28 protein-coding genes and 1 riboswitch are annotated in these 26,991 nt (G+C 63.9%); of the genes, 11 read left to right on the forward strand and 17 right to left on the reverse strand.

All coding sequences use genetic code 11. From position 1 onward, the window contains the following. Positions 1 to 108: 108 nt before the first annotated feature. Together nadA and HTY61_RS08395 are read right to left on the reverse strand one after the other, a co-directional pair. Complete coding sequence (nadA, locus tag HTY61_RS08390) at positions 109 to 1,185, reverse strand: quinolinate synthase NadA (RefSeq protein WP_175276361.1); 1,077 nt, start codon at positions 1,183 to 1,185, stop codon at positions 109 to 111. Between the two features lie 172 nt (positions 1,186 to 1,357). Then, positions 1,358 to 2,305 carry an AEC family transporter gene (locus HTY61_RS08395; protein WP_175276362.1) on the reverse strand — a complete coding sequence of 316 codons (948 nt, stop codon included), beginning with the start codon at positions 2,303 to 2,305 and terminating at the stop codon, positions 1,358 to 1,360. Between the two features lie 109 nt (positions 2,306 to 2,414). Here HTY61_RS08395 and HTY61_RS08400 point away from each other — a divergent pair, with 109 nt between their 5' ends. Further along, positions 2,415 to 2,852, forward strand: a complete 438-nt coding sequence (locus HTY61_RS08400; protein ID WP_175276363.1) for a YqaA family protein — start codon at positions 2,415 to 2,417, stop codon at positions 2,850 to 2,852. A 25-nt stretch (positions 2,853 to 2,877) separates the two neighbouring features. Here HTY61_RS08400 and HTY61_RS08405 read toward each other — a convergent pair whose 3' ends face one another. After that, positions 2,878 to 4,230 (reverse strand): aldehyde dehydrogenase, encoded by a 1,353-nt coding sequence (locus HTY61_RS08405; protein WP_210268629.1) that lies wholly within the window; start codon positions 4,228 to 4,230, stop codon positions 2,878 to 2,880. Between the two features lie 175 nt (positions 4,231 to 4,405). On the opposite strand from HTY61_RS08405, the gene HTY61_RS08410 reads away from it, so the two are divergent. The 5 genes from HTY61_RS08410 (at position 4,406) to HTY61_RS08430 (ending at position 7,224) form a co-directional block, all read left to right on the forward strand. After that, a complete protein-coding gene (locus HTY61_RS08410) occupies positions 4,406 to 4,738 on the forward strand; it encodes an ArsR/SmtB family transcription factor (protein WP_175276365.1) in 333 nt (110 codons plus the stop codon). A gap of 12 nt (positions 4,739 to 4,750) precedes the next feature. Continuing rightward, positions 4,751 to 4,921 (forward strand): hypothetical protein, encoded by a 171-nt coding sequence (locus HTY61_RS08415; protein WP_175276366.1) that lies wholly within the window; start codon positions 4,751 to 4,753, stop codon positions 4,919 to 4,921. A gap of 26 nt (positions 4,922 to 4,947) precedes the next feature. Further along, positions 4,948 to 5,469, forward strand: a complete 522-nt coding sequence (locus HTY61_RS08420; protein WP_175276367.1) for an arsenate reductase ArsC — start codon at positions 4,948 to 4,950, stop codon at positions 5,467 to 5,469. 18 nt (positions 5,470 to 5,487) lie between these two features. Further along, positions 5,488 to 6,216 carry an arsenical resistance protein ArsH gene (arsH, locus tag HTY61_RS08425; RefSeq protein WP_175276368.1) on the forward strand — a complete coding sequence of 243 codons (729 nt, stop codon included), beginning with the start codon at positions 5,488 to 5,490 and terminating at the stop codon, positions 6,214 to 6,216. A 59-nt stretch (positions 6,217 to 6,275) separates the two neighbouring features. After that, a riboswitch (cobalamin riboswitch) is annotated at positions 6,276 to 6,485 on the forward strand. A 55-nt stretch (positions 6,486 to 6,540) separates the two neighbouring features. Continuing rightward, positions 6,541 to 7,224, forward strand: coding sequence for an energy-coupling factor ABC transporter permease (locus HTY61_RS08430; RefSeq protein WP_175276369.1), 684 nt, complete (start codon positions 6,541 to 6,543; stop codon positions 7,222 to 7,224). A 57-nt stretch (positions 7,225 to 7,281) separates the two neighbouring features. On the opposite strand, the gene HTY61_RS08435 is transcribed toward HTY61_RS08430, so the two are convergent. Continuing rightward, a complete protein-coding gene (locus HTY61_RS08435; RefSeq protein WP_175276370.1) occupies positions 7,282 to 9,975 on the reverse strand; it encodes a DUF2339 domain-containing protein in 2,694 nt (897 codons plus the stop codon). Between the two features lie 319 nt (positions 9,976 to 10,294). On the opposite strand from HTY61_RS08435, the gene HTY61_RS08440 reads away from it, so the two are divergent. Next, positions 10,295 to 11,530, forward strand: coding sequence for an MFS transporter (locus HTY61_RS08440; protein WP_175276371.1), 1,236 nt, complete (start codon positions 10,295 to 10,297; stop codon positions 11,528 to 11,530). Positions 11,531 to 11,539: 9 nt separating this feature from the next. Here the strand turns inward: HTY61_RS08440 and HTY61_RS08445 are convergent, their stop codons facing one another. The 10 genes from HTY61_RS08445 to rpoZ all read right to left on the reverse strand — a co-directional run bounded on the left by HTY61_RS08445 (position 11,540) and on the right by rpoZ (position 19,717). Further along, positions 11,540 to 12,058, reverse strand: coding sequence for a PaaI family thioesterase (locus HTY61_RS08445; protein WP_175276372.1), 519 nt, complete (start codon positions 12,056 to 12,058; stop codon positions 11,540 to 11,542). Next, a complete protein-coding gene (gene recO, locus HTY61_RS08450) occupies positions 12,055 to 12,804 on the reverse strand; it encodes a DNA repair protein RecO (protein ID WP_175276373.1) in 750 nt (249 codons plus the stop codon). Before recO ends, HTY61_RS08445 begins: the two co-directional genes overlap by 4 nt. Before the next feature lie 15 nt (positions 12,805 to 12,819). Continuing rightward, positions 12,820 to 13,737 (reverse strand): GTPase Era, encoded by a 918-nt coding sequence (gene era, locus HTY61_RS08455; protein ID WP_175276374.1) that lies wholly within the window; start codon positions 13,735 to 13,737, stop codon positions 12,820 to 12,822. Next, positions 13,730 to 14,446, reverse strand: coding sequence for a ribonuclease III (gene rnc, locus HTY61_RS08460; protein WP_175276375.1), 717 nt, complete (start codon positions 14,444 to 14,446; stop codon positions 13,730 to 13,732). Before rnc ends, era begins: the two co-directional genes overlap by 8 nt. Continuing rightward, entirely contained in the window at positions 14,443 to 15,186 is a 744-nt protein-coding gene (gene lepB / locus HTY61_RS08465; protein WP_175276376.1) for a signal peptidase I, read from the reverse strand. Before lepB ends, rnc begins: the two co-directional genes overlap by 4 nt. 75 nt (positions 15,187 to 15,261) lie before the next feature. Beyond that, positions 15,262 to 15,681 carry a holo-ACP synthase gene (gene acpS, locus HTY61_RS08470; protein ID WP_175276377.1) on the reverse strand — a complete coding sequence of 140 codons (420 nt, stop codon included), beginning with the start codon at positions 15,679 to 15,681 and terminating at the stop codon, positions 15,262 to 15,264. Then, positions 15,678 to 16,259 (reverse strand): DUF2062 domain-containing protein, encoded by a 582-nt coding sequence (locus HTY61_RS08475; RefSeq protein ID WP_175276378.1) that lies wholly within the window; start codon positions 16,257 to 16,259, stop codon positions 15,678 to 15,680. The genes acpS and HTY61_RS08475 overlap by 4 nt, the downstream gene beginning before the upstream one ends. A 122-nt stretch (positions 16,260 to 16,381) precedes the next feature. Continuing rightward, positions 16,382 to 16,960, reverse strand: a complete 579-nt coding sequence (gene pyrE, locus HTY61_RS08480; RefSeq protein WP_175278481.1) for an orotate phosphoribosyltransferase — start codon at positions 16,958 to 16,960, stop codon at positions 16,382 to 16,384. Between the two features lie 22 nt (positions 16,961 to 16,982). After that, a complete protein-coding gene (locus tag HTY61_RS08485; protein ID WP_175276379.1) occupies positions 16,983 to 19,244 on the reverse strand; it encodes a RelA/SpoT family protein in 2,262 nt (753 codons plus the stop codon). Positions 19,245 to 19,339: 95 nt separating this feature from the next. Further along, a complete protein-coding gene (gene rpoZ, locus HTY61_RS08490; protein WP_175276380.1) occupies positions 19,340 to 19,717 on the reverse strand; it encodes a DNA-directed RNA polymerase subunit omega in 378 nt (125 codons plus the stop codon). Positions 19,718 to 19,972: 255 nt separating this feature from the next. Between rpoZ and HTY61_RS08495 the strand changes: the two genes are divergently transcribed. Then, entirely contained in the window at positions 19,973 to 20,569 is a 597-nt protein-coding gene (locus HTY61_RS08495; protein WP_175276381.1) for a LabA-like NYN domain-containing protein, read from the forward strand. Between the two features lie 14 nt (positions 20,570 to 20,583). Next, complete coding sequence (locus tag HTY61_RS08500) at positions 20,584 to 21,240, forward strand: uracil-DNA glycosylase (RefSeq protein ID WP_175276382.1); 657 nt, start codon at positions 20,584 to 20,586, stop codon at positions 21,238 to 21,240. Positions 21,241 to 21,249: 9 nt separating this feature from the next. Here the strand turns inward: HTY61_RS08500 and smpB are convergent, their stop codons facing one another. Both smpB and dapA read right to left on the reverse strand, forming a co-directional pair. Then, entirely contained in the window at positions 21,250 to 21,732 is a 483-nt protein-coding gene (gene smpB, locus HTY61_RS08505; RefSeq protein WP_175276383.1) for an SsrA-binding protein SmpB, read from the reverse strand. Between the two features lie 25 nt (positions 21,733 to 21,757). Further along, positions 21,758 to 22,654, reverse strand: a complete 897-nt coding sequence (dapA, locus tag HTY61_RS08510) for a 4-hydroxy-tetrahydrodipicolinate synthase (RefSeq protein WP_175276384.1) — start codon at positions 22,652 to 22,654, stop codon at positions 21,758 to 21,760. 193 nt (positions 22,655 to 22,847) lie between these two features. Here dapA and HTY61_RS08515 point away from each other — a divergent pair, with 193 nt between their 5' ends. Continuing rightward, positions 22,848 to 24,941, forward strand: coding sequence for a lytic transglycosylase domain-containing protein (locus HTY61_RS08515; protein WP_175276385.1), 2,094 nt, complete (start codon positions 22,848 to 22,850; stop codon positions 24,939 to 24,941). Positions 24,942 to 25,012: 71 nt separating this feature from the next. Continuing rightward, the gene (locus HTY61_RS08520) at positions 25,013 to 25,891 is read left to right on the forward strand and encodes an alpha/beta fold hydrolase (RefSeq protein WP_175276386.1); all 879 of its coding nucleotides are present in this window, start codon (positions 25,013 to 25,015) and stop codon (positions 25,889 to 25,891) included. 3 nt (positions 25,892 to 25,894) lie between these two features. Here the strand turns inward: HTY61_RS08520 and HTY61_RS08525 are convergent, their stop codons facing one another. Beyond that, on the reverse strand, positions 25,895 to 26,470 hold the full coding sequence (locus HTY61_RS08525; protein ID WP_175276387.1) for an NADH-quinone oxidoreductase subunit E: 576 nt from the start codon (positions 26,468 to 26,470) through the stop codon (positions 25,895 to 25,897). Between the last annotated feature and the right edge of the window lie 521 nt (positions 26,471 to 26,991).

Below are 26,991 nucleotides of genomic sequence, written 5' to 3' on the forward strand. Positions count from 1 at the left end.
GGCGGCCGCATCATGCGACCGACATCAAAGTGTCACAATTCCCTTAAGCGGAGAGGCGCGGCCGCACCAGCCCCCTTGCGCATTCCGCAGGGCGGGCGCGGGAACCGCTCAGTGCTTCAGGTTCACCATGCGCTCGACGGCAAGACGGGCCCGATCGGCAATCGCCGGATCGACGAGGATCTCGTCCTTCATCTCGCACAGCGAGTCCAGGATCTTCGGCAACGTGATCCGCTTCATGTGCGGGCACAGGTTGCACGGCTTGACGAAATGGACCTCCGGCGCCTCCGAGGCGATGTTGGACGCCATCGAGCATTCGGTGACCAGCAGAACCTTCGGCGGCTTGCGATCCTTGACATAGTTGATCATGCCGGACGTGGACCCGGTGAAGTCGGCGATCTCGACGACCTCGCGGGGGCACTCGGGATGGGCAACGATCTCGATCTCGGGATCGGCCTCCTTGTAGGCGAGCAGTTCCTCGGCGGTAAATCGCTCATGCACCTCGCAATGACCCTTCCAGGTGAGGATCTTCACCTTGGTCTGGGCAGCCACGTTCTGCGCCAGGTACTCGTCCGGGATGCACAGCACCCGGTCGACGCCGAAGGATTCCACCACCTGCACCGCATTGGAGGAGGTGCAGCAGATGTCGGTTTCCGCCTTCACCTCCGCGGAGGTGTTCACATAGGTCACGACGGGGACACCCGGATAGCGCTCGCGCAGCAGCCGCACATCCGCGCCGGTGATCGATTCCGCCAGGCTGCAGCCGGCCTTCATGTCCGGTATCAGCACCGTCTTGTCCGGGTTGAGCAGCTTCGATGTCTCGGCCATGAAATGCACGCCGCACTGGACGATGATCTCGGCGTCGACCTTCGTCGCCTCCTTGGCGAGCTGCAGCGAGTCACCCACGATATCGGCGACGCAGTGGTAGATTTCCGGCGTCTGGTAGTTGTGCGCCAGGATGACCGCGTTGCGCTCCTTCTTCAGCCGGTTGATCGCGGCGACATAGGGCGCGTAGACCGGCCACTCGATGCGCGGGATGTGATCCTTCACCTTCTGGTAAAGCGGTTCGGTCTCTTCCGCGATCTCGGGCGTCCATTCCAGAACCGGACGTTCGACGATCCCGAAACGCTCGGCGGCGGTCGGCCCGGTCTTTGCCTCGGCGGCGGTGGTCTGCGAGGACTGGCTCATGTTCGTTCTTCCCGTCGGGCCGGATTTCCGACACTCTGCTTGCCGTTATGGCGCCTTGTTAAAGCGCGGCGCGAAGCCGATGGCAGCCACGGTGCGCCGCTGCCTCCCCTAGTTGCAGGCAAAACGGCGCAATTTCAATCCCTTGCCGCGGCAAAACCGGCCCGCCACTGCGCTACGCAGTGAAATACCAGAGCAATACGCTGACGGTCGCGAAAGAGGCGACCGTCGTCGCAAGCAGCGCAACGGCGCCAAATCCTTCCTCGCCGTAGTTCTGGGCCAGGATCGGATAGATGCCGAAAATCGGCATCGCCGCCGACAGGACGAGCGCCTCCCGGTACGGCGTCTCGAGCGGAGCGAAGCCGAGCACCGGCAATGCCGAGAGCGCGAGGAGCATGATCGCCGGATGGACCAGCAGCTTGCCGAGGACGACAGGCACGATGCGCCCGGCAAGGCCCCTCACCGGCAGGCCGACCAGCATGCCGCCGATCGTGAAAAGCGACAGGGCGGCGCTGGACTGCGCGAAGATATCCACCGTCTTCTCGACCGGACCCGGCAGGCGCAGCCCGCCAAGCGACACCAGGAGCCCCGCGACAAGGCCTATGACGAGCGGATTGCGCACCAGCCGGACGAGCGCGCCGGCCATCACCTGCAGCGGATGCCCCTCTTCTCCCTTCGCACGCTCGGCCAGCACGAGCAGCAGCGGCACGACGAACACGTTCTCGACGAACATGTTGAGCGCCAGGACGGTGCCCGCAATCGGGGGGAAGGTCAGCAACATGATCGGGAAGCCGACGAAACCGCTGTTCGGACAGGACATGCCCATCGCGGAGATCGCGGCCGTCATGCGTTCATGGCCCAGAAGCTTCCGCACGGCGAGATAGCCGACCAGAACCATGACAATCGTGCCGCCCAGATAGGCGGCGATATAGGCGGGGTTGGCGATCTCGGCCACCGGCTTCTGCGCCAGCGCCCGGAACAGCAGCATCGGCAGCGCCAGATTGAGGACGTAGCGACCGAGGGAACGCATGTCGGCGGCGGCAAACGGTCCGAAGCGCGTGGCGATATACCCGATCGCGATAGTGATGTAGATCGGACCGGTTACGGAGAAGACATCAAGCAATTGCGGTCACACGGGAAAGGGACGAGTTTTTGCGACGTGTGTACATGGCATCCGGCAGCGGTTCCAGAGCGAAATTCGCGTTGACGCATCGTCAATCCGGCGGTCCGCGATGACCGCATTCGGCATCCATGCCGGCCTGTTCGCGCTGGCATTCCTGGCCGGTTCAGTCCTGCCCGCGCAGTCGGAGCTCGGGCTGGCAGCCCTGCTTGCCGCTGGCGATCATGCGGCCTGGACGCTGCTTGCGACGGCCAGTCTCGGGAACACGCTTGGCGCGGTCGTCAACTGGGTCCTCGGCCGCGGTATAGACCGGCTGCACGACCGGAAATGGTTCCCGGCGAGCGAGGCGCAGCTGGAGCGCGCCGCACGATGGTATTCCCGCTGGGGCCGATGGAGCCTGCTGCTGAGCTGGATGCCCGTCGGCGGCGACGCCCTGACCGTCGTCGCCGGCGTACTGCGCGAGCCCCTGCCCTCCTTCCTGGCCCTGGTGGCGATTGCCAAGACGGCGCGCTACCTCGTCGTGGCGGCATTCGTCCTGAGCTGGTTCTGAACGCGGCCCGTTCCTCCCGCTCCGGTCAGAGAATGCGCGGCATCAGCCGCTTCAGGAGCGCAAGGGAGTTGCCATATGGCGGATATTTCAGGGCCGGATCGGGCCATGTCGACCGCCTGACGACGGCGCGATGGTGGGAAAAGGTATCGAAGCCGGCCTTGCCGTGATAGGCGCCCATGCCACTGTCACCGACGCCGCCGAAAGGCAGGTCCAGGTTGAGAAGCTGGGCGAAAATGTCGTTGATCGCCGCCCCGCCGGAGGACACGGTTTCCAGTACCCTGTCCGCCAGATTCCCGTCTCGCGTGAAGACATAAAGGGCGAGCGGTTTCGGGCGGCGCTGCAATGCCGCGAGTTCAGCATCGAGATCGTCCCAGGCAAGGACCGGCAGGATCGGGCCGAAAATCTCGTCGGCCATGACAGGATCATCCCATGTCACACCGGTGACGACCGTCGGCGCAATGTAGCGGCGATCACGGTCGGCCTCGCCGCCCGCAACGATTTCGCCGCGTCCGAGAAATCCTGCCAGCCGGTCGAAATGATGCTCGTTGACGATACGGGCATAGTCGGGGCTGGCAGCCGGGTCGCTGCCGTAGAAGCCGGTGATCGCAGCCTTCAACGCATCGAGAAACCGCTGTTCGATCGCCCTTTCGACAAGGATGAAATCGGGGGCGATGCAGGTCTGCCCCGCGTTGAAGTACTTGCCCCAGGCGATCCGCTTCGCCGCCGTCCCGATATCCGCGTCGGCGGCGACGATGCACGGGTTCTTGCCCCCCAGCTCCAGCGTGACGGGCGTCAGGTTTTCGGCTGCCGCCGTCATGACGATCCTGCCGATGCCCGTGCCTCCGGTGAAGAAGATGTAGTCGAAGTCCTGACCGAGCAGTGTCCGTGTCGGCCCGACACCGCCCTCCACCACGGTCATGACCTCGTTGCCGAAGGATTCCGCGATCATCCGGGCGATCAGGGCGGATGTCGCCGGCGCGTGCTCGGAAGGCTTGATGACAACGCAGTTCCCGGCAGCAAGTGCAGCGACAGCGGGCGCAAGCACGAGTTGCAAGGGATAGTTCCACGGGCCGATGACGAGCACGGAGCCATACGGCTCCGGAACGATGCGGCTCGATCCGGGAAACAGGAGCCAGGGCGTGCGGACGCGCTTCGGCCTTGCCCAGCGGCCCAGCCTTTTCAGTGCCGTGTCGATCTCCACGAGCACCACGCCGATCTCGCTTGTATAGGCCTCCGCCGCCGGGCGGCCGAGATCGAGACGCAAAGCCTCCAGGATGTCAGCCTCCCGCTGCACGAGGAGATCGCGCAGGGTGCGGAGCTGGCGCCTGCGGAATTCAAGGTCGCGGGTCGCCCCGGTCCGGAAAAATCGCCGCTGCATTTCGGCCACCCCTTCCGGGGCGACAGGTCCACGACCGGTTGTCAGTTCGCCGTTGCCGTTCATAGGTTGTCCCTTGCGAAAGATGTCGGTTCGCCAACCGGACAATAGCGCAGTATTGCGATCGAGGCGCGGATTGCATGTTGACAAACGCGCATACATCAATATTTCTTGAATTATGGATAAATCACAGGCTATCGACGCGCTACATGCGCTTGCACAGGAAACGCGGCTCGACGTGTTCAGGCTGCTCGTCAGGCAGGGAGAAGCCGGCATGGCCGCGGGCGAAATCTCCGAGTTCCTGGGCGTGAAGCAGAACACCATGTCCGCCAATCTCGCCGTCCTGTCGCGCGCGGGGCTCGTACGCAGCGAGCGCGAAGGCCGGGTGATCCGCTATTTCGCGGATTTCGAGGGAATGCGGAACCTGCTGGCCTTCCTGATGGAGGACTGCTGCGGCGGGAACCCCGACCTCTGCAAACCCGTTCTCGATGAAATCGCATGCGCGTGTTGAAGGAATTTCCCGATGGCCGGTGACAGCTACAACGTCCTGTTTCCTTGCACCGGCAATTCGACGCGCCCGATCCTGCGTGAAGCCATTCTCAACCGCATTTCCATTTTCACCTGCCGGCCCATTTCCTCCATCGAAAGCCTGGCGCCGCGAAAGCGGCTGGACGACATCGGGCAAACCAACTGAACCAGGCGGGTACTTGGCACCATATCATGAAAAACATCCTTGTCCTCTGCACCGCAAATTCGGCCCGTTCGATCCTCGGCGAGGCAATCCTGAACAAGCTCGGCGGAGGGCGGATCACCGCCCATTCGGCCGGTTCCGCGCCCCGGGGCACGCCCAATCCCGACGGCATCGCACTGTTGCAGGAATACGGACATGACACGTCGGCGCTTCGCTCGAAGTCATGGGACGAGTTCGCCGGCGCGGACGCGCCGAAAATGGATATCGTCATAACCGTTTGCGACAACGCGGCCGGAGAATCCTGCCCGATCTGGCCGGGCGCCCCGGTGCGGGCACATTGGGGCATTCCCGATCCGGCCGGCAGGGGCGAGACGGTGGAGGAACGCCGCGCCGCCTTTGCCGAGACCTACCGCCTGCTGGAAGCGCGCATCCGCGCGCTCATGGACCTGCCATTCGAAGACATGGCACCAGATGAGCTGAAGATGGAACTCGACCGGATCGGCGCAATGGACGGAGCAACCGAACTGGCCGCCGCCCGGGCAGCGAAGTAGACGAAACAGAAGACCCCCATGGACTGGAAAGACGACAAGAGCCTGCCCAACGTGGCGGGCGACCTGCTGCACGACATCGACCACGCGCAGCTGTTCGACGTCGCGCCCTCGACGCACCAGCCGCGCGTCCTGATGCTCTACGGCTCGTTGCGGGAGCGGTCCTACAGCCGCTTCCTCACCTACGAGGCGGCGCGCCTTCTCGACCGCTTCGGTGCCGAGGTGCGCATCTTCCATGCCGACGGGCTTCCCCTGCCCGACGACCGCTCCGCCGACCATCCCAAGGTGCAGGAACTGCGCGAACTGTCTCTGTGGTCGGAAGCGCAGGTGTGGTGCACGCCCGAACGCCATGGCGCGATGACGGCCGTCATGAAGGCGCAGATCGACTGGCTGCCGCTGTCGCCGATCGGCGGCATACGCCCGACCCAGGGCCGCACGCTGGCGCTGATGCAGGTCTGCGGCGGCTCGCAGAGCTTCAACGCCGTCAACCAGATGCGCGTTCTCGGGCGCTGGATGCGGATGATCACAATTCCCAACCAGTCCTCCGTCGCCAAGGCGTGGCTGGAATTCGACGACAACGGGCGCATGAAGCCGTCGGCCTACTACAACCGGGTCGTGGACGTGATGGAGGAACTGGTGAAGTTCACCCTGCTGACGCGCGACCGTTCCGCCTATCTGACCGACCGGTACTCGGAACGGGTCGAGAGCGCAGAGGAAGTCCACAAGCGCGTCAGCCTGCGAAAAATCTGACCGTGTCGGCACGGCGGCAAAATTCGCCGCAAGGGCGATTGTGCGCCGCCCCGCATTTCTCTAGGATTTGACTCGCGGGTTCCAGGACGGCCAAGCCGTCCGGATTAAAAGGGAACACGGTAGGGACGACCCAAGGAGGGGCCTGATCCGTGACTGCCCTCGCAACTGTGAGCGCGAGCCGCGTCCACTATGCCACTGGGGAGACCTGGGAAGGCGGACGACGGTGTTGAAGCGCGAGTCAGGAGACCTGCCCGCTTGACGTCAAACCGGCGGTGCCGAACGGCACCGTCTCCAGATGCACGATGGGTGCAGAAAGGAAAGACCATGCATATCGAACCCGGCGTCGTCGACGGCGCCAAGATCGTCCTCAGCTACGCGACCGCAGCCGCTTCCTTCGGGCTTGCAGGCAAGATGGCACTCGACACCATCCGCAATGACGGTGGCATCGTTTCGCTTGCCGCGCGCAGCGTCGCGACGACCGCGCTCGTCTTCGGCTTCTTCGAGATCCTGCCGCATTATCCGGTCGGCGTCTCGGAGGTGCATTTCATCCTCGGCTCGACGCTGTTCCTGATCTTCGGAGCGGGCCCCGCCGCGCTGGGTCTTGCGCTCGGCCTGCTGGCGCAGGGGCTGTTCTTCGCCCCGTTCGATCTGCCGCAATACGGAATCAACGTCACGACGCTGCTGGTACCGCTCTACGCGATGAGCCTGCTGGCGAAACGGATCATCCCCGCGAAGACGGCCTACAAGGACGTGAAATACACGCAGGCACTGGCGCTCTCGACGTCCTACCAGACGGGAATCGTCGCCTGGGTCGCGTTCTGGGCGTTCTACGGCCACGGCTTCGCCGCGGAAAACCTGGCGCAGGTCGCCTCCTTCGGCGCCGCCTACATGAGCGTCATCATTCTCGAGCCGATCGTCGATCTCGCGGTTCTGACAATCCCCAAGAATGCCGACCGCCTCACCGACAACCTGATATTCCAGAACAGGCTGCACCGCGCCGCCGCCTGACCGGGCGAACGGAAGACAAGATCATTTGCGCCCGCCGGTCTTGCCGGCGGGCGTTTTTCATTGCGGTTCCGCGTTGCCGGTGCGAACCAGAATGCGCTGGTAGAACCGGCCGATCGCCAGCAGCGAGATACCGAGCCCCATGAAGGAGAATGCACGCAACGCGCCGGCCAGCGCGGTCATGTCGAGGAGAAACACCTTGCAGACGGTGAGCGCGATCACGACCGCGGATGCTACACGCAGGGGCAGCGACCTCAGGCCAAGCCCGGCGGCAAGGACGACGGCGCCCAGAACCAGCCACACGGCCGAGTAGGTCCAGAACTCCATGTCGGACGTACTCCTGAAGAGGCCGATGCGCTCGCCCTGGAAGGCATGGCGCGTCATCAGGGTGAAGTAGGCGAAGGCCAGCAGCCCGGCAAGAAGCGCATAGGAAAGCGTGTACCATCTCGGTCGCACAGGCCGCGCCAGCAGCGCGACCACGGCGGCAAGCACTGCCGTCACAAGGTAGGCCGGCAGAAGCATGTTGAGCACCGCTCCCTCGCCGACGCTGTCGCCCGTCAGCAAGGGGTTGAACACGAGCAGCAGGCCGAGCGCGGACATCGCGGCACCGAAACCGCCGGCAACCAGCGACGCCAGGTCGAAGACCCTCGCCCGGGTGAAGCGCGCAACGCGCTGCAGCCCGATGGAAAAGCCCAGGGCGGCAATCGTCTGCACCGCCATGTCGGCCAGCCGGAAGTGCCCGCCGATGATGTCGCCGCCATTGATCCAGTGACGCAGTTCCAGCCCGACGAAGAAGGCCAGAAGCGCCAGGCCGATCGCGGTGACGATGGAGCCGGTTCGCGCCGCGCCGGCACGACGCAGTATCTCGCCGCCGAGCAGCACCGCCGCGGCGGGCAAGCCGACGATGACGACCAGCCGGTTGAGGAACGGCGTCGTGCCTATCGCCTCGCCGGGGAACGGAGCACTCGCCCACAGCCCGAGCGCGGCGAGCAGGCTTGCCGCAATGGCAAGATACGGCAAGGCCGCCAGCGGCCGCGCGCGATAAACCCACGCAATGCCCGCGGCGGTCAGTGCAAAGCCGAAAGGCATCCAGGTGGCGGACAGGGAGACTCCCAGGCCGAACGAAAGCAAGGCGATCGCGGCGACCGCGAATGCGGCCGGCGCGGGCGCCGACCAGTCGCCCGGCCTCGCCCGCGTGAACAGTTCGGCCAGCAGCACGAGCAACAGCGCGATGGCTATCGAGGCCGTGCCGAACAGCAGGTCGGTCTCGAAGGGCGAAATGCGCAGATAGGCGATGACCGGGGTGAATACCGCGATCACGGACCCTGCGACGGCCAGGTTTCCGGCCATGCGCGGCGCCGTTGCCGCGGCACGGCGCGCGGCACCCATGGCGAGTGCAGCAACCGGCACCGCGAGGAAGGCGATCGCGCCGACATAGGCGCCGATATCGGCGGGCATGAACGCATCGCCGCCCTCGCCGTCGAGGATCAACCCCGGATAATGAACCAGCGGCAGGTCGATTGCGGCGGCTCCGGCGAGCACGACGAGGGACGCCGCGCCCGAGGCGACGGACAGTGCCGGCCAGATACCGGCAGCAACCACGATGATCGCGCCGACCGCCAGGCCGGCGGGCAATGCCGGGAAACCGGCATTCACGAGGCAATGCTCCGCATAGACGAGCGCGATCAGCACGAAGGAAACCACGCCCGGCCGGTCCCAGGGCCTGTCCTGCAGCGGAACGGGCCGCTCGGACTTTTCCCAGCCGAATGTCGCCGCGAATAACGCGGCGAGGCACGCCAGCAGGATCGCGCCCGCCCACGGCACCGCCGGATCATCCACCGCGGCAATGAGGAAAGCCCAGAGACAGCCGCCGACAACACCGCCAACCGCCAACCACAACCAGTCGCGTATGCGCGAAACCGCCATCACCGATGCAGTCACGACGAGCGTGTGCAGCGCCAGCGCGACCGGGTTCGGATCGCCGGAGGAAACCAGGGACGGCGCGCCGTAAGCACCGAGCAGGCCTATCGCGGCCAGTTTCGGCCCGTGTATCGAGGACAGGAGAAGGCTGGCAATGCCGATGACCGTCAGGCCAAGGAAGGCCACACCGGGACCGACGAAATGGTAGAGCGCATGGGCGGCATAGAGCGTGCCGAAGGCGCCGATCGCTCCTGCCCCGGTCAGGATGCCGGGAACGTCCGCCTTGTGAAACACCGGAAGATCGAGCTCGCGGTCGCGCCGACGCAGCCATTCGCCCGCGGCGAACAGGGCCGCCGAGAACAACGTGCCTGCCGCGATACGGGCACCGGGACCGAGCAGGCCCGCCTCTATCGAGTAACGGACGAGGAACAACGCGCCCAACGCGATGGCTATGCCGCCGAGGATGACGGACCAGCTGGCGCCAACGAGCTTCTCGAAATCGGCCGCGCTGCGGCGTTTCTGTTTCGCGGACGGCAATGGCGGCGGCGTTGCGGGCGTCGACTTCCGGTCGGATTCGCCCGACGCGCGCATTGCAACCGGCTCGGCATCCGGCGTCGGCGTCCTGCCGGCGGATGCCCGGTCAGAAGCTTTCGGGCCGACCGGCGGCGGCGACGCAGCCGGCGGGCCGGACGGAGCCGGCCCCATGTCCACTCCCGCCCGCACGAGGGCCGCCCGCAACGCCTTCGTCTCGGCTTCCAGCTTGCCGATTCTGCGGGAAATGCCCGTCATGACGACCAGCACAACCAAGACGGCAATCACGACTACCGCTTCCATGTTCTCGCTCCCGTATTACCGACACACCAACAGATCCGGGAAAATGACCGGCAGCCGTCGCCCGCAAATGCTTGATCGTCCGGCATCCATGCCCCCGTTCTTCGCCGCCGCCCTGCATAAGGGCGTCCGCCGGGATTGTTGATAGCAAAATGCAACCATAACCTTTCCGGAATGCAGGTTCCTGTCCCGAATTCCTTTCGTTTCGCATGCATCTGCGCCGGGCCGGTTCAGCGAAATTGAACGCCGGATCAGAACATTGCGCTTGGCTCGACACGTTTCGCGGAATATTGCTCGGCATCCCCGACCGAGCGGAGCCGCCATGACCACCACAGACCGTTCCCCCTCGCGAAGCGACTTTCCCTGGCTCATCATCGCCAGCGGCTGCGTGATCGCGGCGCTCACCTTCGGGCCGCGCTCGGCAATGGGCTTCTTCCAGCTACCCATGCTGGCCGATACCGGCTGGTCGCGCTCGGACTTCGGGCTTGCCATGGCGATCCAGAACCTGATGTGGGGCCTCGGCCAGCCGCTTTTCGGCGCGCTGGCGGACCGCAAGGGCACCTGGCGGGTGCTGGCGCTTTCCGCGGCTCTCTATGCCGCCGGGCTGCTGCTGATGGCCATGCCGCAGAGCGTGTGGTTCCTGCACCTTGGCGGCGGGCTGCTCGTCGGCCTCGGCATCGCTGCCGGTTCCTTCGGCATCATCCTGTCCGCCTTCGCCCGAAACGTGACGCCGGAGCAGCGTTCCTTCGCCTTCGGCATGGGAACGGCGGCCGGATCTGCCGGCATGTTCCTGTTCGCGCCCTTCAGCCAGATACTGATCGATGCGCTGGGCTGGCAGGACTCGCTGCTGATCATGTCGGCGATGATGCTCGTCATCCCGGTGCTGGCGGTGCCGCTGCGTGGCAACTCGCAGTCCGGCACGCAGAAGCAGACCGACATCGACCAGTCGATCGGCGCCGCGCTGCGCGAGGCCTTCGGCCATCACAGCTACCTGCTGCTGACCGCCGGATTCTTCGTCTGCGGCTTCCAGGTCGCCTTCATCACCGCGCATTTTCCCGCCTATATCGGCGACATCGGCATCGACGCGCGCTTTGCGGTCATGGGCATCGCCCTGATCGGCTTCTTCAACATCATCGGATCGCTCGCCTCCGGCGTGATCGGGCAGAAATACTCGAAGCCGATCTTCCTGGCGCTGATCTATATCGGCCGGTCCGTCGCCGTGACGGCCTTCCTGCTGCTGCCGCAGACGGGAACCAGCGTGATCGTGTTTTCCGCCGTCATGGGGCTTCTCTGGCTGTCGACGGTCCCGCCGACCAATGCCCTCGTCGCCATCATGTTCGGTACGCGCTATCTCGGCATGCTCGGCGGCATCGTGTTCCTGTCGCACCAGGTCGGCTCGTTCCTGGGCGTCTGGCTCGGCGGCTACCTGTACGACATCTTCGGCACCTACGACCCTGTCTGGTGGCTCGGCGTCGCGCTCGGCCTGTTCGCCGCCGTCGTGCACTGGCCGATTCGGGAGAAGCCCGTCGCCCGGCCGGCGCTGAGCGCGGCTGAATAGCGCGCCCGCCTATTCCTGCGCCGGCACCGCGAAGATCGCACAGGTCTCGGTGCCGAAGGCCATGACGCGGCCGAGTCCGTCGATAACGCGGCATTCGGACACGCCGGTGGTGCGGCCCCGGCTGACGACCGTTGCCTCGCAGGTGACCTCGCCGGTTTCCGGCGTTATCGGACGGATCAGGTTCACCTTGAACTCGGTCGTGGCAACGGCTTCGCCCTTCTTCAGCAAAGTCTGGACCGCGCAGGCGAGCGCGGAGTCCATGATCGTCGCGGTCCAGCCGCCATGGACCGTGCCGATCAGGTTGAGATGTTCCGCCTTCGGCATTCCCTTGAAGACCGCCCTGCCCTCCTCGACCTCGACGATCCGGAAGGACAGCGTTTTCGAGATTGGCGGTGCCGGCAACTCGCCGGAAACGACCTTGCGCAGCATCTCCAGTCCGCCCAGCGATCCGATCGCCTCCGGCGGGACCGAGCCGAAGCCTCCCGATGCGTCGCGATCCCGATATGACTCGCTTTCGGACCTGGTCATGTCCGGTCTTCCCCCTTTTGTGCGATGGCCCGCCCGACCGCGGCGGCGAAGCCGGTTCGCGCGGCCGGCTCCGCCATGCCGCGCGGCTCGTAGACGTGACGGCGCAGGAAATGGCCCGTCAGTTCGAAGGCCGCCGCCATCGCCTCCGCGTCGGGCGCGGCCGGCGACCGGCCCGAGAGGAATGCGGGCAGCGCCAGCAGCCTGTCCTTCCACGGCTCGCCGGCGGCACGGCTCACCGCGCGGCCGCTTTTCGGCGACACATAGACCAGGTCCTCCCGGGAACCGGTTCCCGCGCAGGATGAAAGATCGAGGCCGAACCCCAGTTCCTCGAGCAGCCGCAACTCGAAGCGCACCATGAGCGGACCGGCGATCTCCGGCTCGCACAGGTGTTCGATCATCACTTCCAGCGCGCGGAACAGTTCCGTGTGGCGGTCGCGTTCGGGCAACAGGCGCAGATGGCCGGCGAGAAGCTGGATGCCGTGAATTCCGGAAGGCTGCTCCATCAGCCGCGCCGCCGACAGCGCAAGCGGCTCGACCTGGAAGGTGCCCAGATGCTCTTCCAGCCGGGCGCGCCAGGTGAGTTCCACCGCGTTGCCCGGTTGCAGCACGGGCTGCTGGCGGCGCGAACGGCCGCCACGCACCAGGCCGAGATGCCTGCCGCGCTGTTCCGTCATCACTTCGAGGATCAGGCTCGTCTCGCCGTGCCTGCGCGTGCCGATAATGATGCCGCGGTCCTGCCATTCCATGGCGCGGACAATGCGTCAGTCGGCGGAAAAGTCCAGCCCCATCTCGCGATATCGTTCCGGGTCGTCGCCCCAGTTCTCGCGCACCTTCACGAACAGGAAGAGATGAACGGGCTGCTCCAGTATCCCGGCGATCTCCTTGCGCGAGGCCTGGCCGATCGCCTTGATCGTCTCGCCCTTGTGGCCGAGCACGATCTTCTTCTGGCTGTCGCGCTCGACATAGATCACCTGCTCGATGCGCACCGAACCGTCCTTCCTATCCTCCCATTTCTCCGTCTCGACGGTGGAGGAATAGGGCAATTCCTGGTGCAGGCGCAGATAGAGCTTCTCGCGCGTGATCTCGGCGGCCAGCTGGCGCATCGGCAGGTCGGAAATCTGGTCCTCTGGATAGTACCAGGGGCCCTCGGGCGACGCTTCCGACAGGCGGTTCAGAAGATCGTCGCAGCCGGAACCGGTCAGGGCGGAGATCATGAACGTCTCGGCGAACTCGACGCGGTCGTTCAGCGTCTTGGCCAGCTCCAGAAGCTTCGGCGGATCTATGGTATCGACCTTGTTGAGCACCAGCCACTTGGGCTGGGTGAAGGATGGAAGCATCTCGAGGATGCGTTCCTCGTCGTCGCGGATGCCCTTGCGGGCGTCGATCAGCACAAGCACGATATCGGCGTCGCGGGCGCCCGACCATGCAGTCGTCACCATCGCGCGGTCGAGACGGCGTTTCGGGGCGAACACGCCGGGCGTGTCGGTGAACACGATCTGGGTGCGGCCAACCGTGGCTATGCCGCGCACCAGCGCACGCGTCGTCTGCACCTTGTGGGTGACAATGGAAACCTTGGCACCGACCAGCTGATTGACCAGGGTCGACTTCCCCGCATTCGGCGTGCCTATCAGGGCAACGAAGCTGGAGCGGGTCGGCTCCGCGTTCGGTTCGTCAGTCATCGTCTCTTACCTTTTCACGCACCAGCATGCGGCCGGCTGCGGCTTGTTCGGCGATCCGCTTGGACCGGCCCTCGGCAACTTCCGGCTCAAGCTTGCCGACGCTGACGGACACGGTGAACATCGGGTCGTGATCGGGGCCCACGCGCGAAATCACCTCGTAGGACGGCGCGACGCCGTATTCGCGATGGGCCCATTCCTGCAATTCGGTCTTGGCATCCCTGCGCGCCGCCGTGGCCGTTGTCGCGCGGCCGCCCCAGTAGCGGCGAATGAACGGACGCACGGCGTCGAGGCCACCCTCCAGATAGATCGCGGCAATCAGCGACTCCACGACATCGGCGTGCAGGTTCTTCTGGTGGGTCCTGCGCAACTGCTTCACGTCCGTGCCCGTGCGGATGAAGTCCGACAATGCAAGCTCGTCGGCCACTTCGGCCAGTGCATCGGCATTGACGAGCTGGTTCAGGCGCACCGACAGCTCGCCCTCGTTCGCCGCGGAAAACTGCTCGAACAGCATCTCGGCGACACAGAGACCGAGGACGCGATCACCGAGAAACTCCAGCCGCTCGTAGTCGCGTCCGTCCTTCGTGCGCGCGCTTGCATGGGTCAGCGCGCGGGCAAGGCGGTCATGGTCGCTGAAGCGGTGTCCGGTTGCCTGTTCCAGCCTCTTCAGGGCTTCCGGCGATATCATCTCGCGCGTCTTCTGCCGGGTCATTTGGATGCGGATTTGAAGAAACGCTCCAGCCGAAGCTCGGACGGCCAGCGCCAGATCTCGAGCGGCGAGGCCCCGCCGGCGATGGAGAAGAAGATGATATCGGCGCGACCGACGAAATTCTCCAGCGGCACGTAGCCGACACCGAAGCGGCTGTCGTTGGAATTGTCGCGGTTATCGCCCATCATGAAATAGTGCCCATCGGGGACGGCGAACTCGCGCGTGTTGTCGGCGCTCGAATTGGGCGACAGGTCGAGCGTGTTGTAGCTGACCCCGTTGGGCAGCGTCTCGCGGTAGACATCGACAGGGCCGAACTGCTCGGTCACGTCGGGATCGTCGATCTGGCCGACGAGTTCGCGCTTCACCGGCTCGCCGTTGATGAAGAGCACGCCGTCCTTCATCTGGATCCGGTCGCCCGGCAGGCCGATGACGCGCTTGATGTAGTCGACATTGGAGACCGGATGCTTGAACACAGCGACATCGCCGCGTTCGGGCTCGTCTGCCCAGATGCGTCCCGAAAAGATGTTGGGCGAGAACGGGAGCGAATGGCGCGAATAGCCGTAAGAAAACTTCGAGACGAACAGGTAGTCGCCCTCCAGAAGCGTCGGGCGCATGGAGCCCGACGGGATGGAAAACGGCTGGAACAGGAGTGTGCGGATGATCAGCGCGAGGATCAGCGCCTGGATGACGACCGAGACCGTCTCGGAAAATGTGCTTTGTTTCTTTTCGATCTTGTCGGACACGAGAAATCCTGTTCCTGCTGTCGAGCGCCTGTGCCGGCCGGTCTTAGCCGTTCCGTCGGTTGGCCGCAATTCCCGTCATCGCGGGAATTCGCCGCCCCGGTCCGGCAATGCTTCGATGATGACGAATGCCTGCGCAAGAGGCATGTCGTCGGTGATGGTGAGATGAATGAACGGCCGGTGGCCCGCCGGCACCAGTTCGTCAAGGCGCTTTGCCGCGCCTCCGGTCAGCCGCATCGTCGGCTTGCCGCCGGGAAGGTTGACCACGCCCAGGTCGCGCCAGAACACGCCCCTCGCCATGCCGGTGCCGAGGGCCTTGGCACACGCCTCCTTGGCGGCGAAACGCTTGGCGTAGGACGCGGCACGGGCCTGCCTCCGTTCCGACTTCTCGCGTTCGATGTCGGTGAAAATGCGCCGGATGAAGCGTTCCCCGAAACGTTCCAGCGACCGTTCGACCCGCCTTATGTCAATGAGATCGCTCCCCAGTCCCACGATCACAGGCCGATCTCCGGATTCTGGGTGGCCGGTCTGCGGGTCTCGAAATGCATCTGGCGGCGACGCTGGAACGCGGCAACCGCGAAACGCGTCAGCAGGTAGAGAACCAGGGCAACAACGAGGCCCAGCGGAATGCCGCCGACGAGCATCGGTTTCAGGATCGGCTCCCAGAGTGCAGAGATCTCGCCATGGCTGAGCATGGAGCCCAGCCGGACCGGCGCCGGATCGCCCCCGCCGGGAACCGTGGCGCCGAGAATTGCGGAACCTGCGCCATGCGTCGCTGCCCAGATCGCGGGAAACGTGATGGGATTGCCTATCGCAGTTCCGAATGCGGCAGCGATCATGTTGCCCGCCAGCAGCCAGGCGAGCACGAAGGCAAGAATGAAATGCAGCCCCATGAAGGGCGTAAACGACGCGAATGCCCCTGCGGCAACGCCGGCGGCAATGGCGTGCGGAGTCGCCTTGATGCGCAACATGCGCTTCCAGTAGTAGCGGAAGGAACGCGAGTAATTGCGGCGCGGCAGGAAGAAGACCCGCAATCGCTGATGCCAGCTCTCTTGGTTCCTACGTGCAAAGATCATTCGGGTCACACACTTCAATACAGGGCGGCGTCCGCATCGGAACCGTTTCCGGACGCAAGGACGCCCCACTTGAAATAGTCAGCACGTCGCCCGACATCAAGCGCCTGCCATGAGCGCCGAAATCAAAGACTGCGGCTTCCCGGCTTGACTGCCGGTATGGCGGCCAATTCCGGCGGTATTTTGTCCACCGAATAGGCCGGCACCTCGTACTCCGCCAGCGAAACGAGCGGCACGCCGACTTCCGCCTTGCCGGCGGAACGGTCGATCAGGCAGCCGGCGGCAAGCACGTTCGCGCCCAACGCCTTGAGGCTTTCGACAGTCTCCCGAATCGACAGGCCCGTGGTGACGATGTCCTCGATGATGACCACGCGGGCACCCTCTTCGATCTCGAAGCGGCGCAGCCTGAACACGCCCTCCTCGCGCTCGACCCAGATCGCCGGAACTCCCAGGTGACGCGATGTCTCGTAGGCGGGGATGATTCCCCCGACCGCCGGGCCGACCACATAGTCGACGGGCCCCTGCACGCTGGCGCGGATCTTCTCCGCGAGCGCCTTGCAGAGCACTTCCGTCTTTTCCGGATGCATGAACACCCGTGCCTTCTGCAGGAACACCGGGCTGCGCAGGCCGGACGTCAGTATGAAATGCCCGTGGAGCACCGCCCCGGCACTCTCGAACACCTCGAGGACTTCCTGCGTTGTCATTTCGCTTGTCATGCGTCTTTCCCTATCCGCTCGCACGCTCGACGGTCGAAACCGCCTCGGCGTCGCGCAGCCGCGATATGACGCCGTTCAGGTGCTTCAGGTCCCATACTTCGAGATTGAATACCATCTCCGTGAAATCCGGCGCAGTACGGACCATCGAAAGCGTGTGAATGTTCGCATCGAGATCGCCGATGATCTTCGCGATCTCGGCAAGGGAGCCGGGAGCGTTGATCGCGGTCACGATTATCTGCGCCGAAAAGCGTTGCCGTTCCAGACCTTCCAGGTCCCATCGAACGTCGATCCAGCGCTCGGGCTGGTCGTCGTAGGCCGCCAGGGCGGGAGACTGGATCGGATAGATCGTGATCCCCTTTCCCGGCGTCGAAATGCCGACAATGCGGTCACCCGGCACCGCGCCCTCGGGCGAGAAACGCACCGGTATGTCGCTCGCCGCCCCGCGGATCGGCACCGCCTTGTTGATAGCGTCGCGGGTCGCAGCACCCTGGTCATCATCCGGCCCGGTATTGCCGGGAATGCGGAACATCATCCCGGTGGCGTTGGTCAGGTTGAACCAGCCGTCCCCTTCTACCGCGCCGGTGGGAACGTTGGAATTGCGCGCGTCCTGGTAATCCGGATAGACCGCGCGGACCACGTCGTCCGACGGGATCTCGCCGCGGCCGACGGCGGCCAGCACATCGTCGATCTCCTTGTGCCCCAGCCGCTGCAACCCCTGTTTCAGGACATCCTTCGAGAACTCCTTGCCAACGCGCTCGAACGCCCGTTCGAGGATACGGTGCCCGAGGCCCGCATATTGCTTTCGCACCGCCATGCGCGACGCGCGGCGGATCGCCGAACGCGCCTTGCCGGTCACGACCACGTTCTCCCAGGCCGCCGGAGGCGTCTGCGCGTTCGAACGCACGATCTCCACCTCGTCGCCGTTCTGCAGCCGCGTAACCAGGGGCATGATGCGACCGTTGATCTTCGCGCCGACGCAGGAGTTGCCGATGTCGGTGTGCACCGCATAGGCGAAGTCCACCGGCGTCGCGCCCCTTGGCAGCGCGATCAGGCGTCCCTTCGGCGTGAAACAGAAAACCTGGTCCTGGAACAGCTCGAGCTTCGTGTTCTCCAGGAATTCCTCGGGATTGTCCCCCTCGGACAGCGATTCGATCGTGTGGCGAAGCCAGGCATAGGCGTTCGTGTCCTTCGACATGGCGAAGGCCGCCTCGTCGCGGCCATTCGCGGCCGCATCCAGCGCGCGGTCCTTGTAGATCGCATGTGCGGCCACGCCGTACTCGGCAACATAGTGCATCTCGTGCGTGCGTATCTGCAGCTCGACGCGCTGTTTCGACGGACCGACGATGGTGGTGTGGATCGAACGGTAGTCGTTCTGCTTCGGCGTCGAGATGTAGTCCTTGAAGCGCCCGGGCACCGTATTCCACTTGCGGTGGACGACACCGAGCGCGCGGTAGCAGTCGTCTTCCGTGTCGACAATGATGCGGAATCCGAAGACGTCGGACAGCTGCTCGAAGGACAGCGCCTTCGATTCCATCTTGCGGAAGACCGACCAGGGCTTCTTCTGGCGGCTGTAGACCTCGGCATCGATGCCGTTTTCCACCAGCAGATTCTTGAGCGTTTCGGTGATGTCCGCCAGGGTCTCGCGGTTGTATTCGCCAAGCTCGGCCAGCCGATCGGTGATCGTGCGGTGCGCCTCGGGATTGATGTGCCGGAAGGCCAGTTCCTCCAGCTCCTCGCGCATGTCCTGCATGCCCATGCGGCCGGCGAGCGGCGCATAGATTTCCATCGTCTCCTCGGCAATGCGCGCGCGCTTGTGCGGCGGCACGAAATCGAGCGTCCGCATGTTGTGCAGCCGGTCGGCAAGCTTGACCAGGAGCACGCGGACATCGTCGGCGATGGCGAGCAGCAGCTTGCGCAGGTTCTCCGCCTGCGCCGCGCGCCGGGACACGAGATCCAGCTTCTTCAGCTTGGTCAGCCCCTCGACAAGACGGCCTATGTCCTCGCCGAACATCTCCTCGATCTCGCGGCGCGTGGCAGTCGTGTCCTCGATGGTGTCGTGCAGCAGGCCGACGGCGACCGTGCTCTCGTCAAGGCGCATGTCCGTGAGGATGGCGGCGACCTCGAGAGGATGCGAGAAATAGGGGTCGCCGGAGGCGCGCTTCTGGTTGCCATGCTTCTGCATGGCGTAGACATACGCCTTGTTCAGGAGCGCCTCGTTGACTTCGGGCTTGTAACGCTGGATGCGTTCGACAAGCTCGTATTGCCGCATCATCGCCTGCAAAATCCCATTAAAAAACGTGCGGACGGGGATGTCCGCACGTTTCTATATAAACACCATTCGCGCGGCCTTGAAGGCCGGCCGGACGCTTACATGTCGTCCGATTTCTCCGGCGGAACAAGACCTTCGATGCCGGCCAGGAGTTCTTCCTCGCTCATGCTGTCGAAGGTGATCGCCTCCGGCGCGCCCTCTTCGGCGGCTTCCGCGGTCTCCACGACCTCGCTCTCCGGCTCGTCCACCTCCACGTGCTTCTGCAGCGAATGAATCAGATCTTCCTTGAGATCCTCGGGCGAAAGAGTCTGATCCGCTATCTCGCGCAGGGCAACAACCGGATTCTTGTCGTTGTCCCGGTCCACCGTAATCGGCGCACCCTGCGAAATCTGGCGAGCACGATGAGCGGCCAGCAGAACGAGATCAAAACGGTTGTCGACCTTGTCAATGCAATCTTCGACGGTAACGCGAGCCATATGCGTCTTTTCCCAGGTCAGCTATGTGTGGAAACCCAAATCCATCAGGACAGTAAGCCGCGCCTATAGCCGGTAACAGGCGGAAACGCAACTCGGATGCCCATGTGAAGCAGCAAATTCCGGCATTTTCGCGGCGAAATGCCACAAAACTGCCGATTTCGGCTGTGTAGTGCCCCTTGAGTGTTTGATTCGGCGCCAATACCATGACATTGCGCGCAAACCGGTCACTTAATTCATTTCGCCCAGAGGCTCCAAATGTTTGATCCACGCGAAAAGATTGCTCTCTTTATCGATGGCGCCAACCTGTACGCAGCCGCGAAGGCCCTTGGCTTTGACATAGATTACAGAAAGTTGCTGGCGGCATTCCAGTCACGCGGCTATTTGTTGCGCGCCTATTACTACACAGCACTCGTGGAGGACCAGGAATACTCATCCATCCGGCCGCTTATAGATTGGCTTGACTACAACGGCTACAAGGTCGTCACCAAGCCAGCGAAGGAATTCACGGATTCAACGGGTCGCCGCAAGATAAAGGGAAACATGGATATCGAGCTGACGATCGACGCCATGGAACTTGCGGACACCGTGGACCATTTCGTCGTGTTTTCCGGCGACGGCGATTTTCGGTCGCTTGTCGAGGCATTGCAAAGGCGCGGCCGCAAGGTTTCCGTGGTTTCGACCCTTGCAACCCAACCGCCGATGATCGCCGACGACTTGCGCAGGCAAGCCGACCACTTCATCGACCTCAAGTCGCTAAAGGATGAAATCGGTCGGGATCCGTCCGAACGTCCGGTATCACGGCAAGCCGCACCCGTGGATGCCGATGTCGAAGACGACGATATCGACTATTGATTTCCGTACAGACCATGACATCTCCCGACCGCGCCGATCCCGACCGGGATTGCGCACTATGCCCGCGCTTGCACGACTTCATTGCCGACTGCCGCCAACGCGAGCCGAGTTGGCACAACGCCCCGGTATCCACATGGCTCCCCGCCGAGGGCCCAACTGAAGTCAGCCTATTGATCGTCGGCCTCGCCCCCGGGCTGCGCGGGGCCAATCGCACGGGACGTCCGTTCACCGGCGATTACGCCGGCGAGCTTCTATACGGAACACTCAAGAAGTTCGGCTTCGCTAGCGGAGAGTTCGAGGCCCGTCCCGATGACAGCCTGCAGCTGAAAGCAACGGCAATTACCAATGCGGTGCGCTGCGTCCCGCCGGAAAACAAGCCGACGGCAGCCGAGATAAACACCTGTCGACAGTTCCTGAAAGCGACCATCGCGCGTTTCGAAAGGCTCAGGGTCATCGTCACGCTCGGCAAGATTGCGCACGATTCAACCGTGCGAGCATTGAACGGGCGCGTGGCAGCAAACCCGTTCAAGCACGGCGCCACCACGGACATAGACGGAATTTCGATCGTCTCCAGCTACCACTGCTCGCGCTACAACACGAATACCGGCGTGCTGACGCCGGAAATGTTCGAAACGGTATTTGCAGACGTGCAGCGGAAACTCTCGACCTGATTCCGCCCTTCAGCCCCGATCACGCAACAGCCGCGCCTTTTCGCGGCTCCAGTCGCGCTTCTTTTCGGTCTCGCGCTTGTCGTGCAATTTCTTGCCCCGGGCGATGGCGACCTCGAGCTTTGCCCGGCCGCGATCATTGAAGTACAGCTTCAGCGGTACCAGCGTCATGCCTTCACGGTCCGCAGCCTGCGCCAGCCTGGCCATCTCGCGTTTGTGCAGCAACAGCTTCCTGCGCCTGCGCGGTTCATGGTTGAAGCGGTTTGCCTCAAGGTATTCGGGGACATAGGAGTTGATCAGCCAGATCTCACCGTCTTCCTCGGTGACATAGCTTTCCGCGATATTGGCTTCGCCGTTTCGCAGAGACTTGACCTCCGTGCCCTTGAGCACGAGACCCGCCTCGACCGTATCCTGGATCTCGTAGTTGAACCGCGCCCGCCGGTTCTCGGCGACGAGTTTTCGGGCCGGGTCAGCCTTTTTCTTTTTTACTGCCATGATGCGAAAGTGTGTATGGCCGCGCTCAGTTCAAGAGACCGGCGTATCGCATCGCCTCGTCTATCGCATGGGCGGTTGAATCCTCCACGGGAACCATCGGCGAGCGGAGCCGGTTCTTGACCCGCCCCAACCGCGACAGGGCATATTTCGCGCCGGACACGCCGGCCTCGATGAACAATGCCTTGTGCAACGGCAGAAGCTTGTCCTGGTATTCGAGCGCCTTGGCGAAATTCCCCGAAAGGCAAGCCGCCTGGAATTCCGAACACAGCCGCGGCGCAACATTTGCCGTGACAGAAATGCACCCGACCCCGCCATGGGCGTTGAATCCGAGCGCCGAGGCATCCTCGCCGGACAGCTGAATGAAATCGTGCCCGCATGCCATGCGCTGTTCGGACACGCGTTCCACCTTGCCCGTGGCGTCCTTCACGCCCCAGATATTCGGAAAGTCGGCAACAAGGCGGCCCATCGTCTGCGGAGACATGTCGATCACCGAGCGCGGCGGAATGTTGTATATGATGATCGGAATGTCGATCGCCTGCGCGACAGCGGCAAAATGCTCGTACAGCCCGCGCTGGTTGGGCTTGTTGTAGTAGGGCGTGACAACCAGCACGGCATCCGCGCCGGCCTTTTCGGCATGCTTCGCGAGATCCACGGCCTCGGCAGTGCTGTTGGACCCGGCACCTGCAATCACCGGCACCCGCCCGGCTGCCGCCTCTATGCAAACCTCGATAACGCGCTTGTGCTCATCATGGGTCAGCGTCGGCGACTCGCCCGTGGTTCCCACCGGAACCAGGCATTTCGTTCCCTCCGTCACCTGCCAATCCACAAGGGCCCGGAATGCCTCCTCGTCAAGTCCACCGGGGGTATCGAACGGAGTAACAAGCGCGGTCATCGAACCGCACAGTGCCGAACGCTCAATCATGCAACGCAACTCCCGCCTGAATATGCGCTATTGTCTAGCGCCAATCCTTGAAATTCGGCGCACCATAGTCGCGCCGTTTCCCCGCCGCAAGCGCCGTGACGGTGGCGGAATCACCATCATTCATTGTCCATTCACCACAAACCCGCCATTCTTTGGCTGAATACGTTTTGAGGCGTATCGTCGCGGAGCATTCATGTTAATCACCCGCCTGCTAGGGATTGTCGGAGCGAGTATAGCCGCCCTCCTAATATTGTTCCCGAACGTTTCGACAGGCATTGGCGACGAAAGTCCGGAAATTTCGGAACATCCGCAAACCGAGCTGCGCAACCAGTCCCCCGACCGCGTTCGACCACCTGACGAGGGGCAGCTTCCGGAGATCGCGCCGCCTACAGGACGGTCGGAGACGCTCGAACGGGCGCTGGCCGCGCTCGACGAAGGCGATGCAGAGACCCTGCGACGACTGCGAAGCGCACTGCCGGAAGGCTCGCTCGACTACGACATCCTGGCCTGGGCGGCCGCCCGCACCGGCAACGGCATAGCCGATGCGGAGGAAATCGAGAAAGCGATGGCGCGCCTGGAAGGCTGGCCCGACATGGCCCGGCTTCGCGCCAATCATGAAGCCGCGCTGGCGCGGGAAATGCCGGAGCCGTCGGAACTGGTCGCCGCCTATGGCGACCGCCTGCCGGCGACCTTCACCGGCGCCGTATCGCTGGCGCGCGCCCTGCATCACCTGGGACAGGACGAAAAGGCACGCGAGATACTCGCCCCCTGGTGGCATGACGAACCGCTGACCGGCACGACAGAACTGGCCGTTCTCGCCGAGTTTTCCCGGGTCCTGAAGAAGGAAGACCACGGCAGACGCTTCCTGGCGATGATGTATCGCGACCGGATCCGCTCTGCCCAGCGGATTGCAGATCGCGCCGGCATGGAAGAATTCCTGGCCCCGTGGTCGGCTGCAATCCGGAAGAGAGCCGATGCGCCGAAGTTGCTCGAGAAGGCACCCGACGCATTCAAGGAAACGCCCCATCACCTGTTCGCGCGGATCAAATGGCTTCGCAGGATGGAACGCGACGACGAGGCGGCAAAGCTACTCCTGGAATCGCCCGTCGACGAAGCCGAACTGGTCGACCCGGACGCATGGTGGGTCGAGAGGCGGATCGTCTCGCGCGACGCGTTCGAACGCGGCGATGCCGAAACGGCATACAAAATCGCCGCCATGCAGCGCGGAGGATCGGATGCGACCCGGGTGGAAGCGGCGTTTCACGCCGGATGGTATGCCTTGCGGGGCCTCAAGGATGCAAAAAAGGCGGCTGGGCACTTCGCGCAGATCGAGAAGATCGCCAAGGGCGGGATTTCCCGCGCCCGCGGCGCCTACTGGCTCGGACGGGCGCACGAGGCCATGGGATCGGCAGAAGCGGAAAGCCATTTCCGACGCGCAGCCGGTTACCCGATAACCTATTACGGGCAACTGGCGCGTCACCGGCTCGACATGCCTCTGGACGGGCTCAGGCGCCCGTCGATCACGCAGGACGACACGCAACGGGTTCGGGAGAACCGCGCGATCGCCGCCATGCACCGGCTCGAGGAAATCGGCCAGACAGAACGCGCCCGGCAGTTCGCGCTGGCACTGGGAAGGACACTCGATAACACCGAGGAAATCACGCATATCGTTGCCCACTGGGAACGCAACGAAGACCGCCATATTGCGCTTCGCATCGCCAAGGCCGCGGAATGGCGCGGCGTGGAGACGGGCGCACTGACGCATCCGATCGGCGCCATTCCCCCGACGCCCGGGATCGCTCCCGAAGAACGTCCACTCGCCTACGCGATCGCCCGCCAGGAAAGCGAATTCAACGTCACCGCGCGCTCGCGTGCGAATGCGCTGGGGCTGATGCAATTGCTGCCGGGCACCGCCCGGGAGGTCGCGCGGCAGGCGGGCATCAAATACGAGCCCGCCCGCCTCGTATCGGACGGTGCCTACAATGCGAGGCTCGGAACCGCATATCTTAGAAAGCAGCTGGAGCGTTTCGACGGCTCCTTCATCCTCACATTCGTCGCCTACAATGCCGGACCGAGCCGGGCGCTGGAATGGATAGAACGTTTCGGCGACCCGCGCGGCAAGCCGCTCGAGGACGTTGTCGACTGGGTGGAACAGATCCCCTTCGGTGAAACGCGCAGCTACGTGCAGCGCGTGATGGAAAACCTCCAAGTCTACAAGGCCCGGCTCGGCGAACATCCCGACATCGGGCACGACCTGCGGTTCGGAGCACGGGACCGAACGCCGTAATTGCCTGTTTACCCGCCGGATTCTATAGCGGACGCAACGTCAATACATACCAGGCAGAATCGCGGCACCCAATGAGCGAACTCGGCGAAAGCGTCTTCTTTTCCGCGCCCGACGGACTGCGCCTTCACGCCGTCGACCACGGGCGCGGCATATCCGACGCGTTGCCGCTGGTATGCCTGCCCGGACTTAGCCGCAATGCCCGCGACTTCGCCGGATTCGCCGAGCATTTCGTGACGAGGGCGAAACCCAGACGACGGGTGGTCTGTTTCGACTATCGCGGGCGAGGCCTTTCGGAATGGGACAGGAACTGGAAGAACTACAATGTCGTGACGGAGACCGAAGACCTGCTTGCGGGCATGGCCGCTCTCGGCATCACCCATGCGGCCATCGTCGGAACATCGCGCGGCGGCCTGATAGCGATGACGCTGGCAGCCATGCGCCCGGGGATCATGCGGGCGGTGGTTCTCAACGACATAGGGCCGGTCATCGAAGGCGACGGCCTGACGCAAATCCGCGCGGTCCTCTCCCGCGCCCCGAAGCCGAGCAACTGGGACGAGGCCATTGCGCTGCAAAAGGCGACGATGGCGAAGCACTTTCCGGCCCTCACGGACCAGGACTGGGCATCAGAAACCCGCGCCAAGTACCGTGAAGTCAAGGGAAAGATCGTTCCCGATCACGATCCCGCGCTGGTTCGGACACTCACGTCCATAGACCTGCGCGACCGGCTGCCGACACTCTGGCCCCAGTTCATGGGGCTGTCCTCCCTGCCCGTCCTTGTCCTGCGCGGCGAACACTCGAACCTGTTGCGGCACGATACGGTGCAGAAAATGGCGAAACGCCACCCGGACCTGCGTCACGTCACGATCGCGGGACAGGGACATGCGCCGCTCGTACACACCGCGGGCATACCGGAACTGGTCGAGGACTTTCTGAAGACACGGCGGCGCTGACGCTCAGCCCCCTGACTTGCCACCACCCCGTTTCGGACGGGACGCGCTGGACGCCACCTTGCCTTTCGCGACACGATCCGCGAACTCCGTGGTTTCGCCGGCAGCAAGGCGCTTTGCCTGGGCAACCCAGTCATCACGCTCGATACGGCCGGCGAAGGACAACTTCTCGCCCCACTCGGCGACATCCTTTTTCGTCCAGCTCGCAATCTGCTCGTAGCGCGTGATCCCGGCAGCATGGAGCTTCGCCTCTATCTGCCTGCCGACCCCCTTTATTCGCTTCAGGTCATCCGGCGCGGCGGCTCCCTTCTTCGCCCCGGAACCGGCTTTGGCGGCGGCCTTTCGTGCCGGCTTCTTCTTCACCTCCTTCTTCGCGTCCTGCTTAGGAGCCGAGGTCTCTTCACCCCCGGTCTCCGTCGCAGCAACGGCGCGGGCAGGTTCGGGCGTCGCGGCGGGCGCAGATCTGGCATCCGCGACCGGAGATTCCGGCCGCTCATTGAATCGGGTGCGCACAAGACATCCGACGACGGCACCCAGAATGAATGCAATGGCGAGCAGAATGACGGCTTGCAACAGGAACAAGAACATCGGTATCCCCCGGTTTCCGGACGTAGTGTGTCAATCGTTGCGCGGCGCCGGCGTGGCCGAGCGCCAGCCGACGAAAAGCCCGACCGCGAATGCGATCAGGAGCCAGATCCAGATTTGCGACGCGACGGAAAGCATTCTCGATCTCCTCGTTCCGAACACCAAGGCCCCATCCCGGGACCACCAAATCTACAGGGCGTGCGTCAATGCGACGAGACAGGCCAGAACCAGCGTCGTCACGCAGCCCGGAACAATCCAGCGTTGCCATTCGCACATGGCTATATTGCCTCTCCGCATTCTGCCCGGGGAGAGGATCGCGCAACAGCATGTACAAATCAAGAAGCGGCAAATGCACCCGGAGGGAAGGCCATCTGCAAAGGAAACACTGTCAGCGATCGGCCCGAGGCGGGAAAGGCCCGTGCCGACCGCCAGCAGACAGATAAGAAAAAGTCACACGAAACGGCCCCGCGGCGCGGAGGCAAGAAAAAACCCGGCAGTTTCCTGCCGGGTTTCCATCA

Source organism: Oricola thermophila, from assembly GCF_013358405.1.
GTDB classification, from domain to species: domain Bacteria; phylum Pseudomonadota; class Alphaproteobacteria; order Rhizobiales; family Rhizobiaceae; genus Oricola; species Oricola thermophila.

What these genes read in the sequence shown, in the direction of transcription:
- recO (WP_175276373.1), bottom strand. Translation starts at nt 12,804, where the DNA reads ATGGAATGGCAGGACCGCGGCATCATTATCGGCACGCGCAGGCACGGC.
- pyrE (WP_175278481.1), bottom strand. Translation starts at nt 16,960, where the DNA reads ATGACAACGCAGGAAGTCCTCGAGGTGTTCGAGAGTGCCGGGGCGGTG.
- HTY61_RS08440 (WP_175276371.1), top strand. Translation starts at nt 10,295, where the DNA reads ATGACCACCACAGACCGTTCCCCCTCGCGAAGCGACTTTCCCTGGCTC.
- HTY61_RS08410 (WP_175276365.1), top strand. Translation starts at nt 4,406, where the DNA reads ATGGATAAATCACAGGCTATCGACGCGCTACATGCGCTTGCACAGGAA.
- HTY61_RS08420 (WP_175276367.1), top strand. Translation starts at nt 4,948, where the DNA reads ATGAAAAACATCCTTGTCCTCTGCACCGCAAATTCGGCCCGTTCGATC.
- HTY61_RS08430 (WP_175276369.1), top strand. Translation starts at nt 6,541, where the DNA reads ATGCATATCGAACCCGGCGTCGTCGACGGCGCCAAGATCGTCCTCAGC.
- nadA (WP_175276361.1), bottom strand. Translation starts at nt 1,185, where the DNA reads ATGAGCCAGTCCTCGCAGACCACCGCCGCCGAGGCAAAGACCGGGCCG.
- HTY61_RS08405 (WP_210268629.1), bottom strand. Translation starts at nt 4,230, where the DNA reads ATGCAGCGGCGATTTTTCCGGACCGGGGCGACCCGCGACCTTGAATTC.
- HTY61_RS08520 (WP_175276386.1), top strand. Translation starts at nt 25,013, where the DNA reads ATGAGCGAACTCGGCGAAAGCGTCTTCTTTTCCGCGCCCGACGGACTG.
- HTY61_RS08495 (WP_175276381.1), top strand. Translation starts at nt 19,973, where the DNA reads ATGTTTGATCCACGCGAAAAGATTGCTCTCTTTATCGATGGCGCCAAC.
- HTY61_RS08500 (WP_175276382.1), top strand. Translation starts at nt 20,584, where the DNA reads ATGACATCTCCCGACCGCGCCGATCCCGACCGGGATTGCGCACTATGC.
- smpB (WP_175276383.1), bottom strand. Translation starts at nt 21,732, where the DNA reads ATGGCAGTAAAAAAGAAAAAGGCTGACCCGGCCCGAAAACTCGTCGCC.
- dapA (WP_175276384.1), bottom strand. Translation starts at nt 22,654, where the DNA reads ATGATTGAGCGTTCGGCACTGTGCGGTTCGATGACCGCGCTTGTTACT.
- era (WP_175276374.1), bottom strand. Translation starts at nt 13,737, where the DNA reads ATGACTGACGAACCGAACGCGGAGCCGACCCGCTCCAGCTTCGTTGCC.
- HTY61_RS08475 (WP_175276378.1), bottom strand. Translation starts at nt 16,259, where the DNA reads ATGATCTTTGCACGTAGGAACCAAGAGAGCTGGCATCAGCGATTGCGG.
- HTY61_RS08400 (WP_175276363.1), top strand. Translation starts at nt 2,415, where the DNA reads ATGACCGCATTCGGCATCCATGCCGGCCTGTTCGCGCTGGCATTCCTG.
- arsH (WP_175276368.1), top strand. Translation starts at nt 5,488, where the DNA reads ATGGACTGGAAAGACGACAAGAGCCTGCCCAACGTGGCGGGCGACCTG.
- HTY61_RS08515 (WP_175276385.1), top strand. Translation starts at nt 22,848, where the DNA reads ATGTTAATCACCCGCCTGCTAGGGATTGTCGGAGCGAGTATAGCCGCC.
- HTY61_RS08435 (WP_175276370.1), bottom strand. Translation starts at nt 9,975, where the DNA reads ATGGAAGCGGTAGTCGTGATTGCCGTCTTGGTTGTGCTGGTCGTCATG.
- HTY61_RS08485 (WP_175276379.1), bottom strand. Translation starts at nt 19,244, where the DNA reads ATGATGCGGCAATACGAGCTTGTCGAACGCATCCAGCGTTACAAGCCC.
- HTY61_RS08445 (WP_175276372.1), bottom strand. Translation starts at nt 12,058, where the DNA reads ATGACCAGGTCCGAAAGCGAGTCATATCGGGATCGCGACGCATCGGGA.
- rpoZ (WP_175276380.1), bottom strand. Translation starts at nt 19,717, where the DNA reads ATGGCTCGCGTTACCGTCGAAGATTGCATTGACAAGGTCGACAACCGT.
- HTY61_RS08415 (WP_175276366.1), top strand. Translation starts at nt 4,751, where the DNA reads ATGGCCGGTGACAGCTACAACGTCCTGTTTCCTTGCACCGGCAATTCG.
- rnc (WP_175276375.1), bottom strand. Translation starts at nt 14,446, where the DNA reads ATGACCCGGCAGAAGACGCGCGAGATGATATCGCCGGAAGCCCTGAAG.